The organism is Neoalteromonas flava (genome assembly GCF_002807685.1).
Classification (GTDB): Bacteria; Pseudomonadota; Gammaproteobacteria; order Enterobacterales; family Alteromonadaceae; genus Alteromonas_E; species Alteromonas_E flava.
Genome location: NZ_PEAX01000002.1, coordinates 43,102 through 68,504 on the forward strand (window position 1 = coordinate 43,102; position 25,403 = coordinate 68,504).

Here is a 25,403-nt window from a genome sequence, read left to right on the forward strand (position 1 = left end):
TTGCCTCGATGTGTTTGCACCAACAAGGTAACTAGTTAATCCCACCCACGCGACTAAAACGCACGCCAGTCGGGACCCATTGCGGTAACAAGCTATCTTGTGAACGTTCAAATTCAAAACTGATCCAAATTGCGACTGCTTTTCCGACAAGATGATCATCATGGACGAACCCCCAGAAACGGCTGTCAGTGCTGTTCTCGCGGTTATCACCAAGCACAAAATAGGAATCAGCAGGCACAATCCATTGGTTCATGCGCGTTCCAGGTTGCTGATAAAAGCGTGACGGATGGATCATACGAGCTGGATTGCGCAAAATATCGTGTGTAACTTCACCGAGTTCTTCCTGATACCGCTCCAAACGCGTCATATCTTGAACGAATTCATCATTACTAATATATGTTAGTGGTACTGCATACTTTTCTGCACAGGTTTCGCCAGCACTGCATGCTGGGGTGATAAAAATTTGCTTGTTGCGATACTCAATTGTATCACCAGGCATACCTACCACTCGCTTGATGTAGTCAATACGCGTGTCTTCAGGGTACTTGAATACAACCACATCACCGCGCTCTGGCTTTCCAGTCTCGAGGAATTTGTGTCGCGCAACCGGATCTTTTAACCCATAGGCGAATTTTTCAACCAAAATAAAATCTCCCACCAATAGCGTCGGCATCATCGAGCCTGATGGAATTTGAAAGGGTTCATAAATGAACGAGCGCAGCACCAAAACAAAGGCAATAACCGGGAAAATCTGTTTTGCAGTATCGACTACATAAGGATCTTTTGCAGCATCTTCGATGACACCTGACTCAGTGACCGATACGTTTCCAGACGCTACCTGCATTTGACGTTTCTTGGCAAAAAACAATGCATCGAGTAACCAAATCAGTCCCGATAGTGCGGTAACCACAACCAGGATCAACGAAAAATAATTTGCCATTATTTACCCACTTTTAATACTGCTAGGAAAGCGTCTTGCGGCAATTCAACATTACCCACCTGCTTCATTCGCTTTTTACCTTCTTTCTGCTTTTGCAAAAGCTTTTTCTTACGGCTAACGTCACCGCCGTAACACTTTGCAATAACATTTTTACGTAATTGCTTCACTGTGCTGCGAGCAATAACATGATTGCCAATTGCCGCTTGGATTGCAATGTCAAACATCTGTCTTGGGATAAGCTCACGGAGTTTATCGACCAATTCCCTACCGCGGTGCTGAGCATTGTCACGGTGAGTAATAACCGCAAGTGCATCTACCCGTTCACCGTTAATAAGAATGTCTAAGCGAACCATGTCTGCGGCACTAAAGCGCTTAAAGTTATAGTCTAATGACGCAAAGCCTCGACTGGTCGATTTTAAGCGGTCAAAGAAATCTAAGACTACTTCAGCCATCGGTAACTCATAAGTTAGAGCAACCTGCTTTCCATGGTAGGTCATATTGGTTTGTGAGCCGCGTTTCTCAACACACAAAGTAATCACATTCCCTAAATAGTCCTGTGGCACCAATATGTTTGCCTCGACGATTGGCTCACGGATCTCTTCGATGTCATTAACTGCGGGTAATTTAGATGGATTGTCGACTTGTACCGTCTCGCCTTTGGTAGTTACAACCTCATAAACCACGGTTGGAGCGGTAGTAATTAAATCCAGATCGTATTCCCGCTCAAGCCGCTCTTGGATAATCTCCATGTGCAACATGCCGAGAAACCCGATGCGAAAACCAAAACCTAATGCGGCAGAACTTTCTGGTTCATAAAACAATGAAGCATCATTTAGACTCAGTTTTGCCAACGCATCACGGAAGTCCTCATAATCATCTGAGCTCACCGGGAATAAGCCAGCATATACTTGAGGTTTAACTTTCTTAAACCCTGGCAAAGGCTTCTCTGCCGGCTTGCGGGCCAAAGTAATGGTATCACCTACTGGCGCGCCATGGATTTCCTTGATACCGGCAATCACAAATCCTACTTCACCGGCTTTTAACTCTTCAGTCTCTAACGCTTTAGGTGTGAACACACCAATTTTGTCTACTTGGTGCACCTGACCATTCGACATGATTTGAATTTTGTCTTTTTTAGACAATGAACCTTCAACGATTCTAACTAGAGAGACAACACCTTGATAATTATCGAACCATGAGTCAACAATCAAGGCCTTTAGTGGTGCGTCAAGATCGCCCTCTGGAGGAGGAATCTTCTTCACAATTTCTTCTAAAACTTCAGCGATACCAACGCCAGTTTTTGCCGAACAACGAACCGCATCAATGGCGTCGATACCAACAATGTCTTCAATTTCTTCGGCCACGCGTTCAGGCTCTGCTTGAGGCAAATCTATCTTGTTGAGAATTGGTACTACTTCCATATCCATATCAATTGCGGTGTAGCAATTCGCGAGTGTTTGCGCTTCCACCCCCTGACCAGCATCAACGACTAAAAGCGCCCCCTCACACGCGGCTAACGAACGTGAAACTTCATAAGTGAAATCCACATGCCCCGGCGTATCGATAAAATTCAACTGGTAAGTTTCGCCATCGTTGGCTTTGTAATTCAACGTAACACTTTGCGCTTTAATGGTAATCCCACGTTCGCGTTCTAGATCCATTGAGTCTAAAACTTGCGCTGCCATTTCGCGTTCGCTAAGACCGCCACAGGTTTGAATTAAACGATCAGATAAGGTGGATTTACCATGGTCGATGTGGGCGATGATACTAAAATTACGGATATGCTTGTGCTGCATTGCGATGGAAACTACCTGATAAAATTGAAAAGGATATTGAGAGACCCCAAAACCGTGCGATTTTACTCGTTACTGGCTGAGAAAGCTAGGGTGCGTTGAACTCAGCTGGACGATTTTGCGGTTCTGCTAATACGACCCCCAATAACTGCGGCCGATATTGTGATTGCTCTCGACGTTTCAAGACGGTTGAAAGTAGAACAAACCCAGCCATTGCTGTCATTGCACTGGCAGTAAATACCCACAATTCGTGGCTTAATCCCAAACGTGTAAAAAGCCAGTCAAATAGCACGGCGGCGCCAATAAAAATTATCAGTGGCGCAACATACAAATAAAATGATGCTGTCAATAATGCTTCTTCAGCAATGCCGATCCGCACGCGGCTGCCAACCTGAACGGGTAAATCAGTTTGAAAGTACAAGGTTTCACGCTTAGGCGTAAGCGCCTTTGCTACCACCCCAGTACCACAGTCGTTATTTGCATGACAAGCATTACAAGTGGATTTGATTTCGGTTTCTACCGTTATCCAATCATCTTCCACAGCAACAACATTGGCAATTTCTTCAACCATGGGTTTACTCGACTCGCGGCACAATTGACATGGCGATCTTGTTTGCCGTCTGCGGCGGGATCTCGCCAATGACAGAGACTTGCAATTGTCCATCAGTGCGCGTTAATACTGTTTCTGATTCATGGCGATAAACGTGATTTTGCAGCGGTGTAGCGTTGGCTGGCATTACGTAAATCGAAACATCAACTAAACCATCACTCAACATCGCATATTCCACAACTTGCCCGGTCACCTGTAAACGATGGGTATTCCGTTTCACTTCAACCATCCCCAATGGCATGTAAGCAAACTGCCAATTGTGTTGGTGATATCGTGCGGGAACTGCAGTGACATCTGGCAACGCCTCATGATTAATGCGGGCAAAAAACTCATCCGGCATCTCATTGATTTGCATTTGGGTCACTTGGATCTGTTTAAGCAATTGCCCATTATCTTCCAGCATATTCATTTTCAAGGGCATACCACTGCTCTCATCGATCCACAGCTGATACGCGAAACGGGAATTGTCTCGGCTGACGATTCGGATCTGCTGCGCTGCTCGACCAGAAACACGCCCTCTACCGACAGCAATAAAGTCATAGCCTTTTTGCAGAGCCAAAGGTGCGGTTAACAATTGATTCGGGAACGGGCCATCGATAATCTGGCCCGACAAGCTATACGGCGCCTCATCGGGTTCGAAGACACTGATTACCCGATTGACGCGAATAAATTCCTTGCCTGGCCCATTGAGGATACTTAATTGTTCCATGCTGATGCCATCAGCAAAAACACCGTGACGCCACAAGTAGGGCACAGTGTCCTGACCCGGCAAATTGACCACCAAAGAAATCTGATAGTTTGTTCTCGCTACTGCTTCAGACATGCGCAGTAACCACTCAGCACCTGTCTGTTTGGTATTGCCGACAGTGTCGGTATCCAATGCCTGAGCGAAGACAGCGCTAGAAACTGAAAAAGCCGCTACAAGTACGAGCCTCGCAGCGGCTTTAGTAAAGTTGGTGAAAAGCATTTTGCGCAAATTATCCTTACGGCTGTACCGAATTGTCTGTGCTTTCTGCTTCTTGTTCGGCTTGCTTTTGCAATTGCGCTTGCTTCAGCTGCATTTGCCTTTGATGGTCTGCGATGAGCGCATTGAGTTGACGACGTTGCTCCAACAACGCTTGCATATCATTGCGTTGCACAGTTCGCGTTTGCTCAAGACTCACTGGTGCAAGACCCCCTTGCGCTCCAGCGATCGGCGGTGCAGTCATAAAAGGTTGCTCTTCTACAGGTGCGTTGTAATTTTGCACGCCAAGGATAGCAACGGCTGCTACCGACGCTGCAACTAAGAATTGCCCCGATTGGCGAACTAATGGAACAACTCCACCAATGACCGGAATATCAGACCAAGAACGTCTGCGCGGAGCCAGAACAGTAGGCTCTTGCGCAATCGCCTCGGCAATCTGAGCGGACAAATCAAGCGAGGGGTGACGCATTTCACCTCGTAGCGCATCGCCAATAGCATGATAACGCTGCCATTTCGCCTGTAATTCTGTATCCCGACTAATCGAATCAATCAAGTCACCCGATTTATCAATCAACTCACCATCGATTAAAGCGGACAAATTTTCTTGCTGTTGGGTCATAAAACTCTCTTTCTTGACTCACGTCTGTATATTAACGCCTGTCGATACAATCATCAATTCTGCATTAATGGTTGGATCACTTTATCTATCGCTTCACGCGCTCGGAAAATGCGTGAACGAACGGTCCCTACTGGACAATCCATTACTTCTGCAATTTCTTCATAACTTAATCCCTCTAGCTCACGCAAGGTAATCGCCATGCGCAGGTCTTCAGGCAATCGTTCCACTACCCGATGCAGGGTGGTTTCAATCTCGTTTGACAATAACGCCCGTTCCGGCGTGCTATTATCATGTAATGCCTCACCGCCGTCATAATAATCTGCTTCTTGCGCATCTATATCACTGCCCGGAGGCTTACGACCTTGTGAGACTAAATAATTCTTCGCAGTATTTACTGCGATCCGATAGAGCCATGTATAAAAGGCACTATCTCCCCTAAAACTTGGCAACGCTCGGTATGCTTTAATAAAAGCTTCCTGCGTCACGTCAGCCACGTCACCGGTGTTCTTTACGTAACGACTCACCAAATGCATGACTTTATGTTGGTACCTTACAACTAAGAGGTTGTACGCGTTTTTATCACCACGCTGTACTTTCTCTACCAACTGTTGATCTGTTATTTGCTCACTCATTTGAGCCATTTCTCCTTACTACAATACTGCACGGCTCATGCAAGCAGTTAAATAGACTTTGGCGGATCATAAAAGTTCGATAATATTTAAAAAAACTTAATCCAAACTGAACAAAGCGGTGTTTAACAACCGATACTAGCCCCTGCGCCTTTGCTTTAGTAGCGCTTTTGTGCGTGATAACGCCGGTTAATATTCGTCTTAAAACTATAGGGCAATTCATCAATTTATTTAGCCAAAGGTAGTGCAAAATTTTAACTACTGTCACCCTGTTAGCATGTATACTCTGTGACAATCTTGCAATATGTCCGAATTTGACCTTTTGTATATGCTCAAACGTATGACCAAAACTATTGATTATCAAGGCTAAGGGCTAGATATGCCTGAAAAAAAGACCTCTGCGCAACGAACTCACGGGAATGTTGAGAGCAAGATACAACATCAGTGCGATGTATTAATTATTGGTAGTGGCGCTGCTGGCCTGAGCTTGGCGCTCTCGCTAGCAGAACATTGTCAAGTCATTGTACTGAGTAAGAGTGACCGCAATGAAGGTGCGACACGTTACGCACAAGGTGGAATCGCCGCTGTGTTTGATGCTGACGATAGTATAGATGCACATGTGCGCGATACCCTTGACGCTGGAGCAGGGCTTTGTGATGAAACGGTTGTACGTTTCACCGCCGAGCGGGGCAAAGCCGCCATGGAGTGGTTGATTAATTTTGGCATGCCCTTTGACACCGAAACCGGCGCTGATGGTGAAACCCGTTATCACCTGACCCGTGAAGGCGGGCATAGCCATCGACGCATATTGCATGCCGCTGATGCGACCGGACAGGCGGTTCAGCTGACCTTAAATGAAGCTGCAAATCAACACCCTAACATTCACATATTTGAACGTTATAACGCGATTGACCTGATCATAAACCGAGAAAATCCAAAGCAATGCTTGGGTGCCTATGTGTGGTCACGAAACAATGAGCATGTTGAAGTGATCCGCTGCCGTTTTGCAGCGTTGGCATCTGGCGGTGCCAGCAAAGTTTATCAATATACGTCGAACCCGGACGTATCGAGTGGCGATGGTATTGCGCTGGCCTGGCGCGCAGGGTGTCGGGTAGCGAATATGGAATTTAATCAGTTTCATCCTACTTGTTTGTATCATCCAGAAGCCGGAAATTTTTTGATCACCGAAGCATTACGTGGTGAAGGGGCCTTTTTGTGTCATGCCGATGGAACCCGTTTTATGCATAAATTTGATCCGCGTGCTGATTTAGCACCACGTGACATCGTTGCGCGCGCCATCGACTTTGAAATGAAACGTTTGGGCGCGGACTGCATGTATTTAGATATCAGTCACAAACCGGCTGACTTTATCGTCAAACATTTCCCAAATATTTATCGTAAGTGTCGCTCACTGGGTATCGACATTACACGCCAACCCATTCCGGTTGTACCAGCAGCCCACTACAGTTGCGGTGGCGTGGTTACTGATTTGCATGCAAAAACGGATCTCGACAACTTATACGCGATAGGTGAAGTGGCATATACAGGACTGCATGGTGCAAATCGCATGGCCAGCAATTCACTTCTAGAATGTATTGTTTTTGCACATGCCGCAGCGGCTGACATCAAACAAAAATTAACCCTGCAAATGCCAGCACCTGAGATTGCTGCTTGGGACGAAAGCCGGGTGACTAACTCTGACGAAGAGGTAATCATTCAGCACAATTGGCATGAGCTGCGCCTTTTTATGTGGGATTATGTTGGCATTGTTCGCACCGATAAGCGCCTTGAAAGAGCGCTCCGCCGTATTCATTTATTGGAGCAGGAAATTGACGAGTATTACGCCAACTTCCGTATTAGCAATAACTTGCTTGAATTACGTAACTTGGTGATGGTTGCAGAGTTGATTGTGCGCTGCGCAATAGAGCGTAAGGAAAGCCGTGGGTTGCATTACAATATTGACTACCCAGAACAGGCAGCACACGCCAAGCCAACCATTCTGATACCCAAGCAAAAACAACCGCTCACCAGCGGGACATTGCAAACCTATACCGACGCTAGCTAATGGTCAGAGCTGGACGAGTCTACTCCCTAGATTTGCCCTGCGTTACTAATTCAGACTGAACCTATCACGGTCCCACGCAATATAGGTTTGCTGTGCAAATCCGGCTGACCTTCGTGCTGTTGTAGCAACTGAAATTCTCGCGTATCTGTTGAGTTGGTATCAATGTCGTTAACGCACAACACGGCGTTACTTGGCAATACCGCCGGTTGAATGAATTGATTGTCAACGGTGAATGTTCTGGTAATGAGGCCCTGCGCACGCAGCGTTGATAGGCACAACGACAGGCTGTGCATACCATGTACGATTGGTCGCTGAAAGCCGAATAATTTGGCGCTTAGCGGCCATAAATGGATTGGATTATAATCGCCGCTGATCTTCGCATACAGCCGCCCCGCGGAGGTAGAGTAATGGTAATGTTCTAGCTCTTGCAAGGGAGGTATCGTTGATTCATGAACCTCTCGCAAAGCTGACGATTTATCTTTGTCTCGAATACGGTACAAGTAATCACTGCGCGCCTCGTAGACGCATTGGCCATCGAGCTCAGCTGTTGTAGCAATGCGCATGATGAGCCCTTTGCGATGCCGAATAATCGCAATGATTTGCGCGTGCAATGTGTATTCGCCAGCCATCAAAGGCGCTCGGCTAGTGATCTGATTGCCTACATGCACCAATCCTAACGCTGGAAATGGAGAAGACTTATCCAGAATACACCGCAATTGCAGTGGTAGACTTTTAACTTGGAGTAACGCTGGATGCAAGTCTCTTGCTTGCCAACTATGCATGGCATTGAATTGTTCAAGCCATGGGCTATCACTGAGCGCCGAGTAACGTGCGGAGTATGATGGGAAGCTTTGCTTTAAGTCTTCAGAATTGTTTAATAAAGCATGTATTCGCTGTTGGTCCGAGCGTTTTAATAGTGCTGATAAAATAAATCGCATTATTGAGCTTATCCGCGAAACTCAATATGTTGCTTTAATACCCATGCACCAAGCGATCGCTTATTCTTTTCACTTAACTTAGCACAATTTAATACCAACATTTTGCGTTGACTACTCTGCTTTTTTGAAGTTGCTCGCAATGCAACCCACATAACCCACAAAGTCAAACGTGAGTCGGCGGTTATTTGCCAGCGTTGGTTAGAATCACTGACGTGCACTTCACCGCTATCATCGATATCCAACTGAAGTACTTCTCTGTGCATAAGTCGCTTAGTCAAACCCAAGGTAGCAAGCCCGTAGATAAGTGTAACAACCCCATTGTTAACCACAGAAGCAGCAGCATAAAACGGTAAAGATAAAGCAATCACAGCGAGCGCGAATGCTACTGCAGGAGCAAAGCCGGTGAGGTAAGTAACGCTACACTTTAACACGCGATAATATGTGTTGAACCATTGCGGCAAGTCCCGCATCTTCACATTTTTGATGGCCCATAAACCATGCAAATAAATCAGGATCATCAGACGTCAATAAACGCTCAAACTCTTCTTGTTGGTCTGCGTTTAATTCGTGAAAACCAGTCTCAACAAAGGGCATAAGCAATACATCTAATTCCAACATGCCGCGGCGACATGCCCATTTAAGTCGCGCATACCTTTTTTCAGAAAACATAAATCCGCTCGTTTTTGATTTTGCGCTGACTATAGCATGCTTAACAGCCCTTGTTGACTGCTCTCTTGGACACTTTTACTAACGCTTGTACTTGTCTACCAACTTAGCAAATGTGCCATTTTCGCGCAGCAACTCAAGTTGCTCATTTACCTGCTCCACCCTCGTCAGTGCAACACTTTCTTTACTGAACATAACGTATATTTCACCTGTTTGGATCTTGAACCCATGGGCTTTAACATAGTTTTTCAGGCCTTTGCGCCATAACATTGATGCACCCACCAGACTATCTTCTAAATACCCATCGATGTCTTGATCGAGTAATCGCGCGATATTCATTTCGCCAATAATCGCGGGGACGAAATAGGTAGCCGTGGATTCATTATCTAGCAATGCCGAGACTTCAGGGCCATAGTAGTATTCGCCCACAATTCCTATGCGACTTTCATTAACAATAAATTCATCGATGGTTGCATACTCAGCGCGTTGCTGATCGTCGTTGCGTATGTAGAGTGCAAATTCTTCCATGCGATAAGGAATGCTAAAATGGGCGTATTCTTCTCTGGCTGATGTTTTTGATGCGCCCAGCAACACATCTACTGCGCCATCTTTTAACTCGTTCAATAGCGAAACCCAAGGCCCCTGCACAACCTCTATTTCGCAACCAATGTTACGCATTGCAGTTGTAACTAACTCAACGTCCATGCCTCGAATTTCATTATTTACATCGACATACTGATAGGGTTCCCAAACGTCTATTCCCAAACGTAAGGTGCATTCACTTGCCGCCTCTTGCTCAAGTTGTGTCATTGGAGTTGCAGCCATGGAGCTATCGGTTGAATCGGATGCAGTAACCAAAGGAGTTGAATCTTGCGCTGGACCACAGGCAAATAACCAAACGCAGCACGTTGAGAGTAATAACTTAGTGATTGTTTTCATTGTCATGCACTCGTGTTGTGTACTTGATTAAGTCTAAGCCACATTTAAAATTTTGCTAAAATTTGCGTATGTTTGTGGATTTAAAAATGTTTTATCAAAGCAGATTGATTCATGACTTGTGACCCCCATATCCTCTCTATTCAATTTATTGCTAAACTAAACACTCTTTGTAATTAAAGAGCTACAGGCCAATTAATGTTATGAGTCTTACGTCAATCCCCAGCAGTTTCGTCTGTTCACTCAGTTATTTATCTTCGATTTCAGTCAGCGGTGAGCAGACGATCGACTACTTGCAAGGCCAATTAACCTGCAATATGAAGCAACTGCAAGAGGGACACGCCCTGCGTTATTGTCATTGCGACTTTAAAGGTAAAATGTGGGCAAACGGACTGGTATTTACTGCGGAAGAACACACTCAGTTAGTGTGTTGTGCTGAGGCCATAGCGCACAGCATCGCTGAGTTAAAAAAGTATGCGGTGTTTTCCAAAGTTACGATAGAACAACCTCAAGGTCCTCAATTTTTCAGTGGCTGGACAGGGGTAGAGGCTGCAGAATGCTTAGCTAAACACTGCGGAAAACTTCCACACGATCCATTAAGTGTTGTTGCTTTACCCAACCAATCTGGATGGATATTAAACCTGTCAGCCGGTGCATATGAGCGCTATCTAGTTTGCTCGACTGACAACTCTCTCGTCTCTACTAACGATGTAAGTGACTTATTGGTGCCAGAAGCCTGTTGGCAGGCCACTGAATTGATGCTGGGGATCCCGTGGATTACTGCTAATACTCAGCAAGAGTACATACCTCAAATGCTTAATATGCAGTGCCTTGATGCGATAGATTTTAAAAAAGGCTGTTACATGGGGCAAGAAGTCGTCGCACGCACTAAGTATTTAGGTAAAAACAAGCGTGCAACGTATTTACTTACAAGCCCAACGAGTGAATCGAATTCGATCAGAATAAACACAGGTGATATGCTTGAAAAATCAGTGGGAGACAACTGGCGTCGGGGCGGCACAATTCTGAATGCAGTGAACGTAAGTGGCAGGTGGTATCTACTCGCCGTATTGAGCAATGATAGTGTCGTCGGTGAACGTTTGCGGTTGAAAGCTCACCCCGAAGAAGTATTTGAGATATGCCCACTGCCTTACCCCATCGACAACTAATTGGAAATTAAATGATTGAAAAAAATAATGTAGTAACAATGCATTACACTGTAAGCACCGCAGATGCTGTGGAAATCGACTCATCACGTAAAGGTGATCCTCTTGAGTTTCTCTACGGCAATGGTTTTCTTGTCGCTGGATTAGAAGAAGCATTGTTAGGCAAGCAACAGGGAGACACTTTTGAAATCACCCTTGCGCCGGAGAAAGCCTATGGCGAACGTTTTGATAATCTCGTTCAGGCAGTGCCAAAAAGTATGTTTGAAGGTATGGACGTAGAGGTAGGAATGTCATTTCGTGCAACCACTGACCATGGTGACCAGTCTGTCATGATCATCGATGTCACCGATGACGAGGTGATTGTCGATGGCAACCACCCATTGGCAGGGGTTGAGCTACACTTTGATGTAGAAGTAGTTAAGGTACGTGAAGCGACCAGTGAAGAAATTGCACATGGCCACGTGCATAGTGCTGGTGGCTGTGGCCATGATCACTAAGTGAATGCTCTAGATACACTTTAACGGGGCTTTTGAGGCGTTCTCATAGACACCATCGCGGTTCCTGTCTTGGCTTGCCTTGACGCGCCCTTGCAGCCCCAGTGACAATCCCCTGGCAAACTTAGGTTTTTTACTCTTATGGCATAAGACCAACTCTGCCGCCACGTTTGATGCACCACTCGGCGCAAATACGATGGCGGTGCTGGGGCCTTTAAGTTTATTAACTTGATTCACGCCACCGCTTGAAACTAATAGCTCTTCGTTTGCACCTCGCGCCCCGTCCCCGTCTGCATCAGCGAACACCATTTTGGGATTGTCCCAGTTCGATGTACAAGCGCTGAAATTACTTGTTGGACATAAAACGGTATCAACCTGTTCGTCAATTGCAGTATGCCGAGCAAATTGTATAATCCCGCTTAACTCATTGATTTCAGACACGATTCGGTTCTGAGTAAGAATACTTTGCACATTGGGCGCTACAGTAGTAACCAATAGCGCAACGATCGCTAAAGTGATCATCATTTCAAACAATGTTAAGCCGCGTTGCCTTAGCATTTGAACTCTTCGAATAACTGTGTCGTAATTAGAGTATACACTACGCTTCGCGGCCAACGGTATAGTCAATACAACCATAGGCCGTAACAGCATACCCAACGAACTGAAGAATCGCGAATAAGGCTAACTAATCAATTATGGTCGATCAAATGCTAAAACAACGTGTCATCAAAGAAATGCAGGTACTGCCGCATATCGATGTTGAATATGAGGTTACACGTCGTGTGAATTTTATCAAAACTCAACTCAGACAGTCGGGTTTAAATAGTTTGGTCTTGGGGATCAGCGGAGGTATTGACTCATGTACCTTAGGCAGATTGGCCCAAATCGCAGTAAATGAGTTAAACCAAGAACATAAAGAAAACTATCAATTTATCGCCGTGAGATTGCCTTATGAGACCCAAGCCGATGAAGCCGATGCGCAGCAATCGATTGACTTCATCTGTCCTTCGCAAGCTGTTAGTGTCAACGTTAAGCCTGGGGCTGATGCCATCCATGATGCAACAATCCATGCGTTAAGCAACTGTGGTTTATTACCTGAGGATGCTGCAAAGCAAGACTTTGTAAAAGGTAATGTGAAAGCGCGAACCCGTATGGTCATACAATATGAAATAGCTGGAATGGTCGATGGGTTGGTGCTTGGTACGGATCACAGTGCGGAAAATATTACCGGATTTTACACTAAGTACGGCGATGGCGCTTGTGACTTAGCACCACTGTTTGGTCTGAGTAAACGCCAAGTAAGGCAAGTAGCCAAACACTTAGGTGCCCCGGATAAGATTATTCATAAAGCACCAACTGCCGATCTTGAAACCTTATCTCCGCAAAAGGCCGATGAAGAAGCACTTGGCCTTTCTTACGACCAAATTGATGACTTTCTTGAGGGCAAGCCAGTAGACGATGCAGTTTCCGAACGCTTGTTGTATATTTATACGATTACTCAACACAAGCGTGTTCCCATCCCTACGCTTTATGACGGTGAATGAATGAAAAAAGTCGATGCTATAATCAAACCATTCAAACTTGACGATGTGCGTGAAGCACTTTCTGCTATTGGCGTAACTGGGCTCACAGTCACTGAAGTCAAAGGATTTGGGCGCCAAAAAGGTCACACGGAAATGTATCGTGGAGCCGAGTACCAAGTAGATTTTCTGCCCAAGATGAAGTTAGAGATGGTAATTGCGGATGAACTGCTTGACCAAACTGTTGAAGCAATAGTAGCAACGGCTCGAACGGGCAAAATAGGCGACGGAAAAGTCTTCATAACCGATGTGGAACGTGCCATCCGCATACGCACTGGCGAAGAGGATAACGAAGCCATTTAGATTATCAAGCTAAGGGTAACGCAGAACAACGGCGAACATAAATCAAGACAGCTATTCGTCGCTGTTCCGCGGATCACGTAAAAGTTTAAAAAATTATTGTTTTTAATAAAAAACAAACAGCTCCGTTAGCTATTCATTAGCGCTAGCAACCCCAACAATATTCAGACGTCGAAATACTGCCACTGTTGTCTTTGTCCCAAGCTTTACGGCCGTCACTGAACACAAACAGTGAACCATCTGCTGCTTGTGGCCCTCCAGATACAGGTGTAGCTCTAACACGATAACTAATTCCGTTTGCTGAGACTTGTTCAATAATTAAATCGTAACGTTTCTCAGAGGCAGGCTCCGCAGCAGGCGAATGGGACTGAAATATTGCTGGCGCTCCGGTATTACCGCCACCTGAAGCTGCTCCTTCATAAGTAAAGTTAGCCGCTTTATGACGTTCCATAGCCGCAGCCAAGGCCATCAGATCGGCTTGTGCTGCCCCTCGATAACTGCTGACCATCATGCTTTGATAACTTGGATAAGCAATTGCCGCGATGATCCCAACTATTGCCACCACGACCATCAATTCGACTAACGTGAATCCCTGTATACGTCCTTTATTCTGGTTATATCGATAACTCATATTAATTTCTCTCGACTTCGGTTTGCCAACTACCTTTCTGTACGCGCTCGAATCGACCATAGATGTTCCGCGCCAAACACTCAAAATCTGAATTACAGGCTTGTGCATTACCATTGTTATCAAGCTTTATTACTGCGGAAACGCACTCGGTTCCCAAACAGACAACGGGTTGTACAATATCTTCTATGAGGATCTTTGTGTCCGGAGCAATTCCGGTTTGCTTCAACTGAGCAAAGCGATCACCTTTATCAAGGTCACCATTGAGATTAAGGTCATCTACAGCATTGGCATTAAATAAATTCACCAGATAAGCACGGCTATTCCCAGTGGGCGGAGCACAAGCACTGCTGCTTGCACTAGCAGGAACGTAAGTGGTGAAAAAGATCTTATAGTCCAGGATCAATGGTGAAGAAAGCACTTTTTCACCATCGGTAGTCAATCGCAGTAACCAACCTTTTTTGTTAGCCAGCACAGTATTGGCAATATCCCGGGTTGTTTTGTTTGCGTCAGTCAGCAAATGATCGGTAGCATCATAAAGATCAGATTCAACATAAGCCGTACTTGGCAAAACATAGTCACCATTCGCATTTACGTTGAAAATACCATCATCTTTAATCATGTAAAAGCGGTCGTCAATTTGAGTATCCAAAGGACCTGCTCTAAATCCACTGCCTACCGCTACGGCATAATATAAATCATCGCCTAAACTAATTTCTGATACGTCTGGACCATAATAAAAACGCCGATTATCCGCAGCAGAACTACCACCAAAGTCAGCCAGTAAGCCGCCTTTGATAAAGTTGGCACCAGCTTTGCCATTATAAATATCAAAGCGGAATAGTTGCCCGCCCATATCTGCAGCGTACATGTGATCAGCTAGACCATCATTATCGCGGTCAATCACCGAAATACGTGCAGGAATACTGTATTGCATCTCTGGCACATTCAAATTTGCCCCAGTCAAACTGGCTTTCCACAATAGTTGACCATTATCTGCGTCAACTATAAAAATAGCATTGCCTATCGCATCCGGCGAACGCACTGTTTTTACATCCTGCGCATCATCGTAGCCGCCACCAAAGATCATTACATTCTTGGTCGAGCCGCCAACATCCATTTTAGTGATCGTAGGTCGTGACCATGTTTGCCCTAGCTCTTCAAAGCCTGGCGATCCGCCGGTAATCTGAAATACTACTCGAGGTGAGTTTTTGCTGGTCACATCAAACACATAATAATTGTTGCCACCACGGCGCATGCCTAAATAAAGGTAGGTTTTTCCATTCGTGGTACGTAATACCATATCACCATCTAAGCCATAAATATGATTGAACGTGGATGTATCGCGATACAGCGGATGCAAGTTCGACAGCAAATCTTGTGGAATAATTGCGAAGTTTTCAGTCCCAGTCGCAGCATCGATCGAATGCAAGAAACCATGGTTGGTGGCTACAAAAATTGCACTATCGGTCGCTGAGTAATTGACAATTACCGGTTGACTATGGATTGGATCACCCATCTGTAGGCGAACATCAGTAGTATCACCATCACCGTCGTCGTCTCGAACATCAACACCTCGCGCCCACTTAAGGACATTATCTCTGACTAACACCGGATTGGTTTCTGCTTGCACACCCAACATAGTCGTAGTGATGTTATTATTTGACTCATGTAAGGCATTACTGCTGGTCGCGATGTTGCCGGCGCCCGAAAAGGCATAAATATTTCGACTTAACGACACCTTACTGGCGGCTCCGCCTTCGCGTACATCATTGCCATCTGCCAGTGTTGACCAGAATGAATGGCTGTTTTCAGCAAAGAAACCGGTGACCGTATCGACGGCATCCAAGCCATTTTTATCCAGCACTTTATCACCATCAATTTTGTATTTTTTCAAGTTACCGGGCCAAAGCGTTCCCTCTGACGGTTTGAAGAGTGCAAAGTACAGCTCATCACGGTGCGTCAAACGATTTAACTGATTCACAGCAACCCCTGGTGAAACAAAGGTCGCGTTTACATCTTTAACTGAACGCAGAATGGTTTGGAAGGCGTCAACTAATTGCTGACTATTGTTGGCAGTATAAAAACCACCACCACTTTGCAAAGCTAAGTTATTCAAGAACGCGTTTGCCTTGCTGTTTGCAGCGAACCCGATGGTATGCGTAATAATTCGCGCGTCAATGGCTGATTGATTGGCTTTACTTAAATTACTCACTAAATCGATACCGCATTTCTCACCACCTGAACCACTACAGGTTTGTCCTAGCAAGGTTTCAATTTCGTCTACACTGTGATTGTTATTGGCCTCACCATCTGAAAGCAGCACAATGTGATTATTCGTTTGGCACTGCAAATCAACAATCGGTGATATGTAAGTTGAGTTGGATGGGATGTATTCATTAATACAATTAGAACTGCTCAAGTTGTCATCCGTGCAGCCGCTCGGGCGCACGGCGTCTGGCCCGAGATATGAGGCACGGTGACTTACTCGCGTATTTCTGCGCACGGTGCTACTAACGGAACTATCACCACGACGTAAGCCATAGTAAACATCACGACCACCATAATATTGGGTCGCTTCATACAAGGTGTCGACGATAGGCGTAAAACCACTCGCACTCAAGTCATCCACTTGACTAATTAAGTGTTGTCGTACTGTCGAAGTCGTTCCAGGTACGGCACTGCCCTGATACTTAATAACCAATACTGGTGAACTAGAAGGTTTACCACGATACGTATACGCACCACGTTTACCGGAAAAATTTGAGAAGATAAACATCATGTCATTGTTTGGCTGCCAGCCACCTCGATTAACAATCTGTTGTACGACGGAGGCCAACGATGGTGTTTTGTACACCGAATTTTTATAAAATGCAGGGATATTGGACCAGGTAACACCCGCAGTTTTAGGTTTGTCGCGCAAGATATAGCGCTTATAATTATTGAAACTTCCGGGGTCATCCTCGTTCGCGGCCTGAATTACCATTGATGCACCGCCGCTAGTATCAGTTTGGTATGCAGTAAACTCGATGTAGGCATCAGAGATCGTCGCGCCTTGAGGTAAATTTACATTGCGGAATCGTGCGCCAATATAGGCGTTACTGTTGCTATTAAAGGTTAACTCACTGCCGGTAGATTGGTAACCATCGTTACGCTCTTCCGCATTATTTCGATTCGAGCTTACCTGATAGGCTAATTGCCCCGTTACACAGCCTGTTGCTGTCGTATCATCGTAAGTTACAACGAGTTGCGGCGAACGTCCTGTGCCCTCCTCCGTCGCAAGTACTTGCCGTGCACTTGAGGCGTCGCTGCTAGTACCTTCTATGATCAAGTTAAGCGCACTGCCACCACACCATGAACCTTGATCAACCACCTCTTGGATTACACCAATCAAACTCGGAGTATTAACGGTTTCGCCGGAAACTGGAAAGTCGTTACCGACTGACCATACAACACTATCAGTTGTAACCGCACGATTGCTAATATCGTTGGTTGTGCCGCTAAATGCAGAAGCATTACCATTCAGTTCGCCACGAATAGTAAGGGTTGAAGCGGCGGTATTTAGTTGACCTGAGGTCAAGCGTAAAAAGGCATTAGTGATTATTGCACCGCGAGGAATATTTAACTTGGTAAAGCGTAAGCCCGTTGTCACCGTATTGGTGCCTTGGGTAAGTATCAATTGATTGTTCGTTAGATTAACCGAGCCATTGATTTCATAGGCATCATTATCACCTGCGCTGGTTGATGTAATGATTTCTGGTTGAACCGGCTCATCAATATCGCGGATCGGATATAACACCGGACCACCAAGATCTGAAAAACGCATCAGGCCCGCGTTAATATTAGTGGCAGAGCTCAACGCATCTTTGAGTGCGTTTTGTACCCGCAACATACGTGACTCTGTTGTGCCATCCATTCCGGTCATACTTCCGGATGTATCCATAATAAATAATACGTTGGGATTGTAAGTCACAGCACGGGTGCCAGAGCCGAGATAAATATCGAGATCATCACCCATAGCAGTTGCACTGATAAATACACTAAGTAGGAAACTTGCTAAAGATAATCCCGCTGATTTGAAAAGACCGGATTGCATAAATATCTCCTCTCGCTTATTGCGAGGCTGGCGCAAATACAGAAGCGGTTAAGCTATTTGCGACCGCGAAGGGTTTGCCGTTGACCTGACCACAGCCACGAACGATAAAGACATGGCAATTTATATTACTGCCACCAATGACATTGCTTGACCCACGACATGCCTGTTCACGTACAAATGCAGTACGCGACCAACTATCAGTCGCTGGGCGGTCATCGAAATTCCCAACACCAGTGTGGTTAGTCCCTGTGATAAGCCCACCTTGCGTGACTGAGCGATTGGTCCATGAGGCATTATCAAAGCAACTAAGGGTCTGTATATTGGGGTCGAGAACGTTACCTTGTCGAGCATCTGAGAGAGGGTCACTTAAATTTGGATCGGTTAACAAAACTTCATCTTCTGACTCAAAAAGTACACCCGCAATCGCGGCTTCAGCAGCGTCAAAGGCAACCGAAGAGGTTTCCATTGATGTGGCCATTTTACTCTGCATAAGACTACTCGAAACTGACGCTACGCCGAGAATGGTCAGCGATAACAAGATCAGAAGTGCGAACACTAAAACCAAGCCTTGCTGTTTCATATTCCTACACTCCTGACAAAGTTTTTCATGTTACGTAAGGCAATAGTCACTTCAAACGGTTTATAAATATGCTCGTCACCGAGCGTAATTGGTGCCTCGTCTAGCAATACAAAAGACGGAGATTTACCAAGCTGAACACGGCCATCGCCTTTTACCAAAACAGCTAAGCGTACAGCCACTACTTGGCCACCGTTTGCAATGGCTGCAGCTAAATTGTCTGCCGAAATAAACTGCACAGGCCGTGCTGATGTATCGCCAGCTAAGTCAGCATCAGCAATCCCATACAGAGCCTGGAAACTTTCTACATCATCTAAGAGGGTGAGCGCTGTATGCCCGTTATGCCCTACTGCATTTTTTAAGCCTCGCAAAAAGCGCCCATCAAATCCGCGACACTTAAGTTCGTTGCCATCCAGAAAATATTCATTGACGACATGAAATTCGGCATTGTTATAACCTAGATTGTAGCCGCGACAATCGCGGTCGCTTTGCAGGCTGATAACCAAGGTGTCACTGTCGGTTGGTCCAGGTCCTTCCAACGCTCCTAAGGCTGGTCGGGAAACAAAATCGCCAGGTAATGGGATCGGATGGTTCTGCACAAAGGCCGCTTCGGTGACGATATCGACTGAGCGATCAAGCTGAGCTGATAGCGGGTCATAACGCCCCGCCATAATCACATCTGCACGAAATCGATTAACAATAAAGCGACCACTTTCTTGTGCAGAAGCGATGGCTCGATTGAGTCTGTCGGTCACCGAATTGCTAACCATAACTTGAATTATCGCACCCGAAATAATCAATCCCAGCGTCAGTGCGATCATGACTTCGATTAACGTGAAACCCTGTTGACGCTTCATAAGACAACCTCAACGATGACACAGTCATGGTCGCTTGTTTTGTTGACCATGCAATCAGGATTTAGCTCACGATTGTTACCCTGCCAACTCTCAACCGGCCATGACAACATTACGCTGTGCCTTGAGCCGACACTGCACGCATCAGTATCACCTAAATTGTTATCTAAACACGATAACTCGATCTCAATATGCGGATTGGAATTAACCGCAGCGCACGACATTTCATAAGCATCGAAGGCCGCTATTTGGGCTGCTGTACAACTGTTTTGGCGACAATCAGGAATAGCAGCAGGGAACGCTAAACAATGGCAATCATAGGGCCTTGCCGCAGTTGCACAACTTAAGTTGTTAAAATTATACAGTCCTGGATTAAAGTATTCGTTATGCACCACAAGACCATCACCTTGGTCCGAAGAGACGGCGCTGGCTCGTAAACGTTCACTCATTTGTTGTGCAACTAGGACTGCTTGTGTTCGATTAAGCGCATCTGCATTGGCAAATGAACCAATAAACTGTAGTGAGGCAACACCGAGAAGACCGACCGCAAGGATGAATAAAGTAATTAATACTTCAACCATACCCACCCCATACTGAGCAGCCAGTGAAGAAGTTTTATCCGGATAAGAAATCATACTATCATCCTTGAGTTCGTCTCGATAATTAAGACAGCAAACGAACACCAATACCAATACTGTCAAGGTCGACAATAGCGTATTAATGCTAACGATAGGTTATCTTGAGGGATTAAAAGGTATAATAATAGTTAACCTGTACCTAATCATTCCAACAGTACAGGTAACTGAGGCTAACCTACTTGCCTAATTCTAAGCTCCTTGGGGACCGCAAACTCCACATTTTCTTCCCTCCCCTGGCGCTCAGTAGCCGATGTCGCTCCAAGCGCTTGCAAGCGTTCAATTACCGCTTGCACTAAAACCTCTGGTGCTGAGGCTCCCGCCGTTACACCGATGTTGGTTACGCCGGCTAACCATTCGGTTTGAATACAATCCGCACCGTCAATTAAGTATGCCGTTGAACCTATTTTCGCGGCCAATTCACGTAATCGATTGGAATTTGAACTATTTTGCGCGCCAACCACCAATACGACCTCACATTCCGCTGCAAGTTCACGAACCGCATCTTGTCGATTCTGCGTCGCGTAGCAAATATCATCTTTACGCGGTCCTTCAATGGCGGGAAAACGATCACGTAAGGCATCAATAACTTCAGCAGTATCATCCACAGACAACGTCGTTTGACTGCAATAGTATAAGTTGTTTTCGTCTTTTACCTGTAAACGCGCGACATCTTCAATTGACTCAACTAAGTAAATACCACCTTTGGGATTGTGGTATTGCCCCATTGTACCCTCAACCTCAGGATGCCCAGCATGGCCAATAAGAATGCATTCGGTGCCGCGCTTACTTGCCCGCGTAACTTCCATGTGCACTTTGGTCACCAATGGGCAGGTCGCGTCGAATACTTTAAGTCCCCGTTCAGCAGCTTGCTGGCGGACTTTTTGTGAAACGCCGTGTGCACTAAAGATAACAATACTGTCGTCTGGCACTTCCGCTACTTCGTCAACAAATACTGCACCACGGGCCTTTAACCCATCAACGACAAAACGATTATGCACAACCTCATGGCGCACATAAATCGGCGGTTGAAACAACTCAAGCGCACGTTCAACAATAGTAATTGCGCGGTCAACACCGGCACAGAAGCCGCGTGGATTTGCCAGATGGATTTGCATAGTTACGTCCAAAAATTTAGTGCATCGATTTTGCTTCGGGATTACGCACGGCCAATATTTCCACATCAAAGATTACAGTTTGCCCAGCCAACGGGTGATTAAAATCAACCGTAACTGAATCACCGGCAACACTGCGGATAATGCCCGGCAACTCAGAACCATCGGGTTGTGCGAATCCAATAATCATACCTTCCTGAACCCCTTCTTCCAACTCGAATCTGCTGCGTTCGAGGTGGTAGATATTGTCTGGATTTGGCATCCCAAAGGCGTCATTCGCTGCCAACGTAAACGACTTGCGCTCGCCTTCATGCATCCCTAATAAACAAGCTTCAAAGTTGGGCGTTAAACTACCGTCGCCCATCACCAGCTTTGCCGGTTTATTATTCACTCGGGTACTGTCTGCCGCCGAACCATCTTCTAACTTTAAGTCAAAGTGCATTAACACTTCGCTTTTTTCATGAATGATATTGTTACTCATTTTGCGTTTTCTGATTCCTGATTGTCTTTGCTCAACAACATGTCAAGTATCAACAGCGCAGCACCAATAAATATTGCACTATCGGCAATATTGAAAGCTGGCCAATGCCACTGCTGATAATAAAAATCTAGAAAATCTATTACGTAACCGTGCATCAATCGATCATATACGTTACCCAGTGCCCCCCCAAGAATAAAGGTAAAAGCGACAGGTAGCCTTACCTGGTGCTTGGGAACTTGACGCAACCAATACAATAATAATGCACTCACACCTATGGCAATTGCAGTAAAGAACCAACGCTGCCAGCCTCCGGCATCATGCAAAAAGCTGAATGCAGCGCCATAGTTGTGCACGTAGGTCAGATTAAAAAATGGCATGACTTCGATTGACTGATACAGACGCATGTCTTGCACAACTGCCAATTTTGTCCATTGGTCAAGGATGAAGACCAAAACACTGAGCCATAAAAACCTTAATCCACTGTTTCTCAATGCGTTAAGCATAATGACGCGCCTCACCGGCACCCGCTACATTGGTCACACAACGCCCGCACAATTCAGGGTGTTCACTGTGCGTGCCAACATCATCGGTATAATGCCAGCAGCGCACGCATTTACTATCTTGCGTTTTGCTCACTTGGACTTGAAGCCCTTCAACGTCGGTTGCACTGGCATCATCATTGGTTCCAACCACAACGTTAACTTTCGAGCAAATCAGCACAAAACGCAGCTCATCTTCTAATTTAGCCAATACTTCTGCTAATGACTCACTCGCATATAAAGTCACATTTGCTTCCAAAGAACCGCCTAAACCGCCATCCTTTCGAGCATTCTCCAAACAACGGTTTACCGCAGTCTTTACCTTCATTACAGTTTGCCAGAAGCTATTATCGAGCACAGGGTTGACGCTTTCGAATCCAGTATAGAAGGTGTCAGTGAAAACGAACTCGCTGCGCTCGCCCGGTAACGCTTCCCAGACTTCTTGCGCAGTGAAACTCATCACCGGCGCCATCCAACGCACTAATGCCTCGGCAATATGGTATAGGGCCGTTTGACAAGAACGGCGGGCATGGCCATCCGCTTTGGCGGTGTACTGACGGTCTTTGATGATATCTAAGTAGAAACTACCCATTTCAATCGAGCAGAATTGCATCAATGCCTGGGTTACCTCCAACAGATCATAGCGGCTATAGGCTTCTTCGATTTGCGCCTGTACCTCTTGTGCTCGCTGCACCGCCCATTGATCCAGTGCCACCATATCGGCGCTGGCGACTTTATGTTGCGCAGGATCGAAGCCATTCAAATTGGCCAATAAGAATCGCGCTGTATTGCGAATTCTTCGATAGGCATCTGCCGAACGCTTCAAAATCTCATCCGATACGGCAATCTCACTACGGTAATCCGTAGAAGCTACCCACAAGCGTAAAATGTCAGCCCCCAGCTTGTTAGTAACATCTTGCGGCGACACTACATTACCCAGAGACTTGGACATTTTCTTGCCGTCAGCATCAACCGTGAAGCCATGGGTTAGCACTTGCTTATAAGGTGCATGACCGTGCATGGCGACCGACGTCATTAACGATGACATAAACCAACCACGATGTTGGTCAGAACCTTCTAGGTAAAGGTCGGGAGCAGCTGGCAAATCATCACGACAATCAACCACAAAATAGTGAGTTACGCCAGAATCAAACCATACATCTAGCGTATCTGTTACTTTCTCGTAATCTGCGCTGTCGGAACCAATCAACTCTTCATCGCTGAGATCCCACCAAGCCTGAATACCTTTTTGTTCCACCGCTTGCGCAACGCGCTCCATAATTGTGGTTGATTGCGGGTGAATGTCACCGCTCACTTTATGTATGAACAGCGGAATTGGCACGCCCCATGTACGTTGCCGTGAAATACACCAATCCGGGCGCCCTTCAACCATGCTTTCGATGCGGCTTTCACCCCATGCAGGGATCCATTGCGTCTTGTGAATTTCATCGATAGACGTCGAGCGCAGATTATTTTTGTCCATGCTAATAAACCACTGTGGAGTGGCACGAAAAATAATCGGCGTCTTGTGGCGCCAGCAATGAGGGTAACTGTGCTCATACTTAACATGCAGAACAAGGTTTCCAGTGTCTGCCAATGCAGCAATGATTGCATCATTAGCCTTAAATACATGCTGTCCTTCAAAGTGTGCTGTACCCGCTACGTATACACCATTACTGGCCACGGGATTGTAGACTTCGATGCCATAGCGCTTACCAACATTGAAGTCGTCTACACCATGGGCTGGCGCAGTGTGTACGCAACCAGTACCAGATTCTGTGGTTACGTGCTCGCCAAGAATAACTGGAACTTGAATTGGATCTAACGGGTGCTGAAGCATGAGTTTTTCAAGCGCCTGTCCGGGTACAGCCGCTAACTGCACTAAATCGCTAGCCGAATAGCGCGTTACACAACTAGACACCAAATCTTCAGCCAGAATTAAGGTTCTCGCTTGCCCCTCAATGGTCATCTGCACTAATGCATATTGCAGTTCCGGGTGTAATGACACCGCGCGGTTTGCCGGGATGGTCCAAGGAGTGGTTGTCCATATCACCATTGCTGCATTTTGCAACAGACCAACATCTACGTTGAACGCACTCGCGAAACCAGCTGGGTCAGCAACGGAAAATGCAACATCAATCGCTGGCGACACCTTGTCTTTATATTCAACTTCAGCCTCCGCTAACGCTGAACCACAATCCGTGCACCAATGAACAGGCTTAAACCCTTTCTCCACATGACCATTATCAACAATTTTGCTAAGTGCCCGAATAATGTTCGCTTCAGACTTATAATCCATGGTTTTGTAGGGGTTTTGCCAATCGCCAAAAACGCCAAGACGGACAAAGTCTGCAAGCTGACCATCGATTTGCTTTTGTGCATATTCACGACACTTTTGCCTAAACTCTGCAGTCGATACTTTGTGCCCAGGCTTGCCCACCTTTTTTTCTACCATCAATTCAATCGGTAGGCCATGACAGTCCCAGCCGGGCACATACGGAGCGTCAAAATCAGCTAAGGTTTTTGACTTAACGATAATATCTTTAAGGATTTTGTTAACCGCATGCCCAATGTGAATATTGCCATTCGCGTACGGAGGGCCATCATGCAATATAAACGGTTGCTTACCTGCTTTGGCTTCACGGATCTTGTTGTAAAGATCTTGCTGCTGCCATTGTTTGAGCATTTGCGGCTCGCGTTGAGCAAGATTTCCGCGCATGGGAAAGGCAGTATCAGGTAAGTTCAAGGTGGCTTTATAGTCACTCATGCGGTTGTCAT

General features: G+C 45.9%; 25 protein-coding genes. 5 read left to right on the plus strand and 20 right to left on the minus strand.

Going from position 1 to position 25,403, the window contains the following annotated elements; translation table 11 throughout:
* Positions 1–31: 31 nt before the first annotated feature.
* From lepB to rpoE, 6 genes are all read right to left on the minus strand, one after another.
* Complete coding sequence (gene lepB / locus CSH92_RS04060; protein ID WP_100656353.1) at positions 32–940, minus strand: signal peptidase I; 909 nt, start codon at positions 938–940, stop codon at positions 32–34.
* Positions 940–2,736, minus strand: coding sequence for a translation elongation factor 4 (gene lepA, locus CSH92_RS04065; protein WP_100656354.1), 1,797 nt, complete (start codon positions 2,734–2,736; stop codon positions 940–942). Before lepA ends, lepB begins: the two co-directional genes overlap by 1 nt.
* An 85-nt stretch (positions 2,737–2,821) precedes the next feature.
* Positions 2,822–3,304, minus strand: a complete 483-nt coding sequence (locus CSH92_RS04070) for a SoxR reducing system RseC family protein (protein ID WP_164084651.1) — start codon at positions 3,302–3,304, stop codon at positions 2,822–2,824.
* Between the two features lie 4 nt (positions 3,305–3,308).
* The gene (locus CSH92_RS04075) at positions 3,309–4,310 is read right to left on the minus strand and encodes a MucB/RseB C-terminal domain-containing protein (RefSeq protein ID WP_100656356.1); all 1,002 of its coding nucleotides are present in this window, start codon (positions 4,308–4,310) and stop codon (positions 3,309–3,311) included.
* A gap of 16 nt (positions 4,311–4,326) precedes the next feature.
* Complete coding sequence (locus tag CSH92_RS04080) at positions 4,327–4,926, minus strand: sigma-E factor negative regulatory protein (protein WP_100656357.1); 600 nt, start codon at positions 4,924–4,926, stop codon at positions 4,327–4,329.
* A 53-nt stretch (positions 4,927–4,979) separates the two neighbouring features.
* Positions 4,980–5,558, minus strand: a complete 579-nt coding sequence (gene rpoE, locus CSH92_RS04085; protein ID WP_100656710.1) for an RNA polymerase sigma factor RpoE — start codon at positions 5,556–5,558, stop codon at positions 4,980–4,982.
* Between the two features lie 376 nt (positions 5,559–5,934).
* Between rpoE and nadB the strand changes: the two genes are divergently transcribed.
* Entirely contained in the window at positions 5,935–7,620 is a 1,686-nt protein-coding gene (gene nadB / locus CSH92_RS04090; RefSeq protein WP_100656358.1) for an L-aspartate oxidase, read from the plus strand.
* 50 nt (positions 7,621–7,670) lie between these two features.
* On the opposite strand, the gene CSH92_RS04095 is transcribed toward nadB, so the two are convergent.
* From CSH92_RS04095 to CSH92_RS04110, 4 genes are all read right to left on the minus strand, one after another.
* Complete coding sequence (locus tag CSH92_RS04095; RefSeq protein ID WP_100656359.1) at positions 7,671–8,558, minus strand: MaoC family dehydratase; 888 nt, start codon at positions 8,556–8,558, stop codon at positions 7,671–7,673.
* A gap of 8 nt (positions 8,559–8,566) precedes the next feature.
* On the minus strand, positions 8,567–8,926 hold the full coding sequence (locus tag CSH92_RS04100; RefSeq protein ID WP_124916914.1) for a hypothetical protein: 360 nt from the start codon (positions 8,924–8,926) through the stop codon (positions 8,567–8,569).
* Between the two features lie 49 nt (positions 8,927–8,975).
* Positions 8,976–9,227, minus strand: coding sequence for an FAD assembly factor SdhE (locus tag CSH92_RS04105; protein WP_100656361.1), 252 nt, complete (start codon positions 9,225–9,227; stop codon positions 8,976–8,978).
* A gap of 78 nt (positions 9,228–9,305) precedes the next feature.
* Positions 9,306–10,163: a substrate-binding periplasmic protein gene (locus tag CSH92_RS04110; RefSeq protein ID WP_100656362.1), complete on the minus strand. Its 858-nt coding sequence runs from the start codon at positions 10,161–10,163 to the stop codon at positions 9,306–9,308.
* A gap of 200 nt (positions 10,164–10,363) precedes the next feature.
* Here CSH92_RS04110 and ygfZ point away from each other — a divergent pair, with 200 nt between their 5' ends.
* Positions 10,364–11,329: a CAF17-like 4Fe-4S cluster assembly/insertion protein YgfZ gene (gene ygfZ / locus CSH92_RS04115; protein ID WP_100656363.1), complete on the plus strand. Its 966-nt coding sequence runs from the start codon at positions 10,364–10,366 to the stop codon at positions 11,327–11,329.
* A gap of 11 nt (positions 11,330–11,340) precedes the next feature.
* Entirely contained in the window at positions 11,341–11,823 is a 483-nt protein-coding gene (locus CSH92_RS04120) for an FKBP-type peptidyl-prolyl cis-trans isomerase (protein ID WP_100656364.1), read from the plus strand.
* Positions 11,824–11,832: 9 nt separating this feature from the next.
* On the opposite strand, the gene CSH92_RS04125 is transcribed toward CSH92_RS04120, so the two are convergent.
* Positions 11,833–12,378 (minus strand): GspH/FimT family pseudopilin, encoded by a 546-nt coding sequence (locus CSH92_RS04125; RefSeq protein ID WP_164084665.1) that lies wholly within the window; start codon positions 12,376–12,378, stop codon positions 11,833–11,835.
* Positions 12,379–12,527: 149 nt separating this feature from the next.
* On the opposite strand from CSH92_RS04125, the gene nadE reads away from it, so the two are divergent.
* Together nadE and CSH92_RS04135 are read left to right on the plus strand one after the other, a co-directional pair.
* The gene (nadE, locus tag CSH92_RS04130; RefSeq protein ID WP_100656711.1) at positions 12,528–13,364 is read left to right on the plus strand and encodes an ammonia-dependent NAD(+) synthetase; all 837 of its coding nucleotides are present in this window, start codon (positions 12,528–12,530) and stop codon (positions 13,362–13,364) included.
* Positions 13,365–13,703, plus strand: coding sequence for a P-II family nitrogen regulator (locus CSH92_RS04135; protein WP_100656366.1), 339 nt, complete (start codon positions 13,365–13,367; stop codon positions 13,701–13,703).
* A 142-nt stretch (positions 13,704–13,845) separates the two neighbouring features.
* On the opposite strand, the gene CSH92_RS04140 is transcribed toward CSH92_RS04135, so the two are convergent.
* The 9 genes from CSH92_RS04140 to ileS form a co-directional block, all read right to left on the minus strand.
* Positions 13,846–14,331 (minus strand): type IV pilin protein, encoded by a 486-nt coding sequence (locus CSH92_RS04140; RefSeq protein WP_100656367.1) that lies wholly within the window; start codon positions 14,329–14,331, stop codon positions 13,846–13,848.
* A 1-nt stretch (position 14,332) separates the two neighbouring features.
* Positions 14,333–18,424, minus strand: a complete 4,092-nt coding sequence (locus CSH92_RS04145) for a PilC/PilY family type IV pilus protein (RefSeq protein WP_100656368.1) — start codon at positions 18,422–18,424, stop codon at positions 14,333–14,335.
* A gap of 16 nt (positions 18,425–18,440) precedes the next feature.
* Positions 18,441–19,004, minus strand: coding sequence for a PilX N-terminal domain-containing pilus assembly protein (locus CSH92_RS04150; protein ID WP_100656369.1), 564 nt, complete (start codon positions 19,002–19,004; stop codon positions 18,441–18,443).
* Positions 19,001–19,858, minus strand: a complete 858-nt coding sequence (locus CSH92_RS04155; RefSeq protein WP_100656370.1) for a PilW family protein — start codon at positions 19,856–19,858, stop codon at positions 19,001–19,003. The genes CSH92_RS04150 and CSH92_RS04155 overlap by 4 nt, the downstream gene beginning before the upstream one ends.
* Positions 19,855–20,490: a type IV pilus modification protein PilV gene (gene pilV / locus CSH92_RS04160; RefSeq protein WP_240612731.1), complete on the minus strand. Its 636-nt coding sequence runs from the start codon at positions 20,488–20,490 to the stop codon at positions 19,855–19,857. The genes CSH92_RS04155 and pilV overlap by 4 nt, the downstream gene beginning before the upstream one ends.
* 173 nt (positions 20,491–20,663) lie before the next feature.
* Positions 20,664–21,608, minus strand: a complete 945-nt coding sequence (gene ispH / locus CSH92_RS04165; RefSeq protein ID WP_100656371.1) for a 4-hydroxy-3-methylbut-2-enyl diphosphate reductase — start codon at positions 21,606–21,608, stop codon at positions 20,664–20,666.
* A gap of 16 nt (positions 21,609–21,624) precedes the next feature.
* Positions 21,625–22,086: an FKBP-type peptidyl-prolyl cis-trans isomerase gene (gene fkpB, locus CSH92_RS04170; RefSeq protein WP_100656372.1), complete on the minus strand. Its 462-nt coding sequence runs from the start codon at positions 22,084–22,086 to the stop codon at positions 21,625–21,627.
* A complete protein-coding gene (lspA, locus tag CSH92_RS04175) occupies positions 22,083–22,589 on the minus strand; it encodes a signal peptidase II (protein ID WP_100656373.1) in 507 nt (168 codons plus the stop codon). The genes fkpB and lspA overlap by 4 nt, the downstream gene beginning before the upstream one ends.
* Positions 22,582–25,392 (minus strand): isoleucine--tRNA ligase, encoded by a 2,811-nt coding sequence (gene ileS, locus CSH92_RS04180; RefSeq protein ID WP_100656374.1) that lies wholly within the window; start codon positions 25,390–25,392, stop codon positions 22,582–22,584. The genes lspA and ileS overlap by 8 nt, the downstream gene beginning before the upstream one ends.
* Positions 25,393–25,403 lie beyond the last annotated feature (11 nt).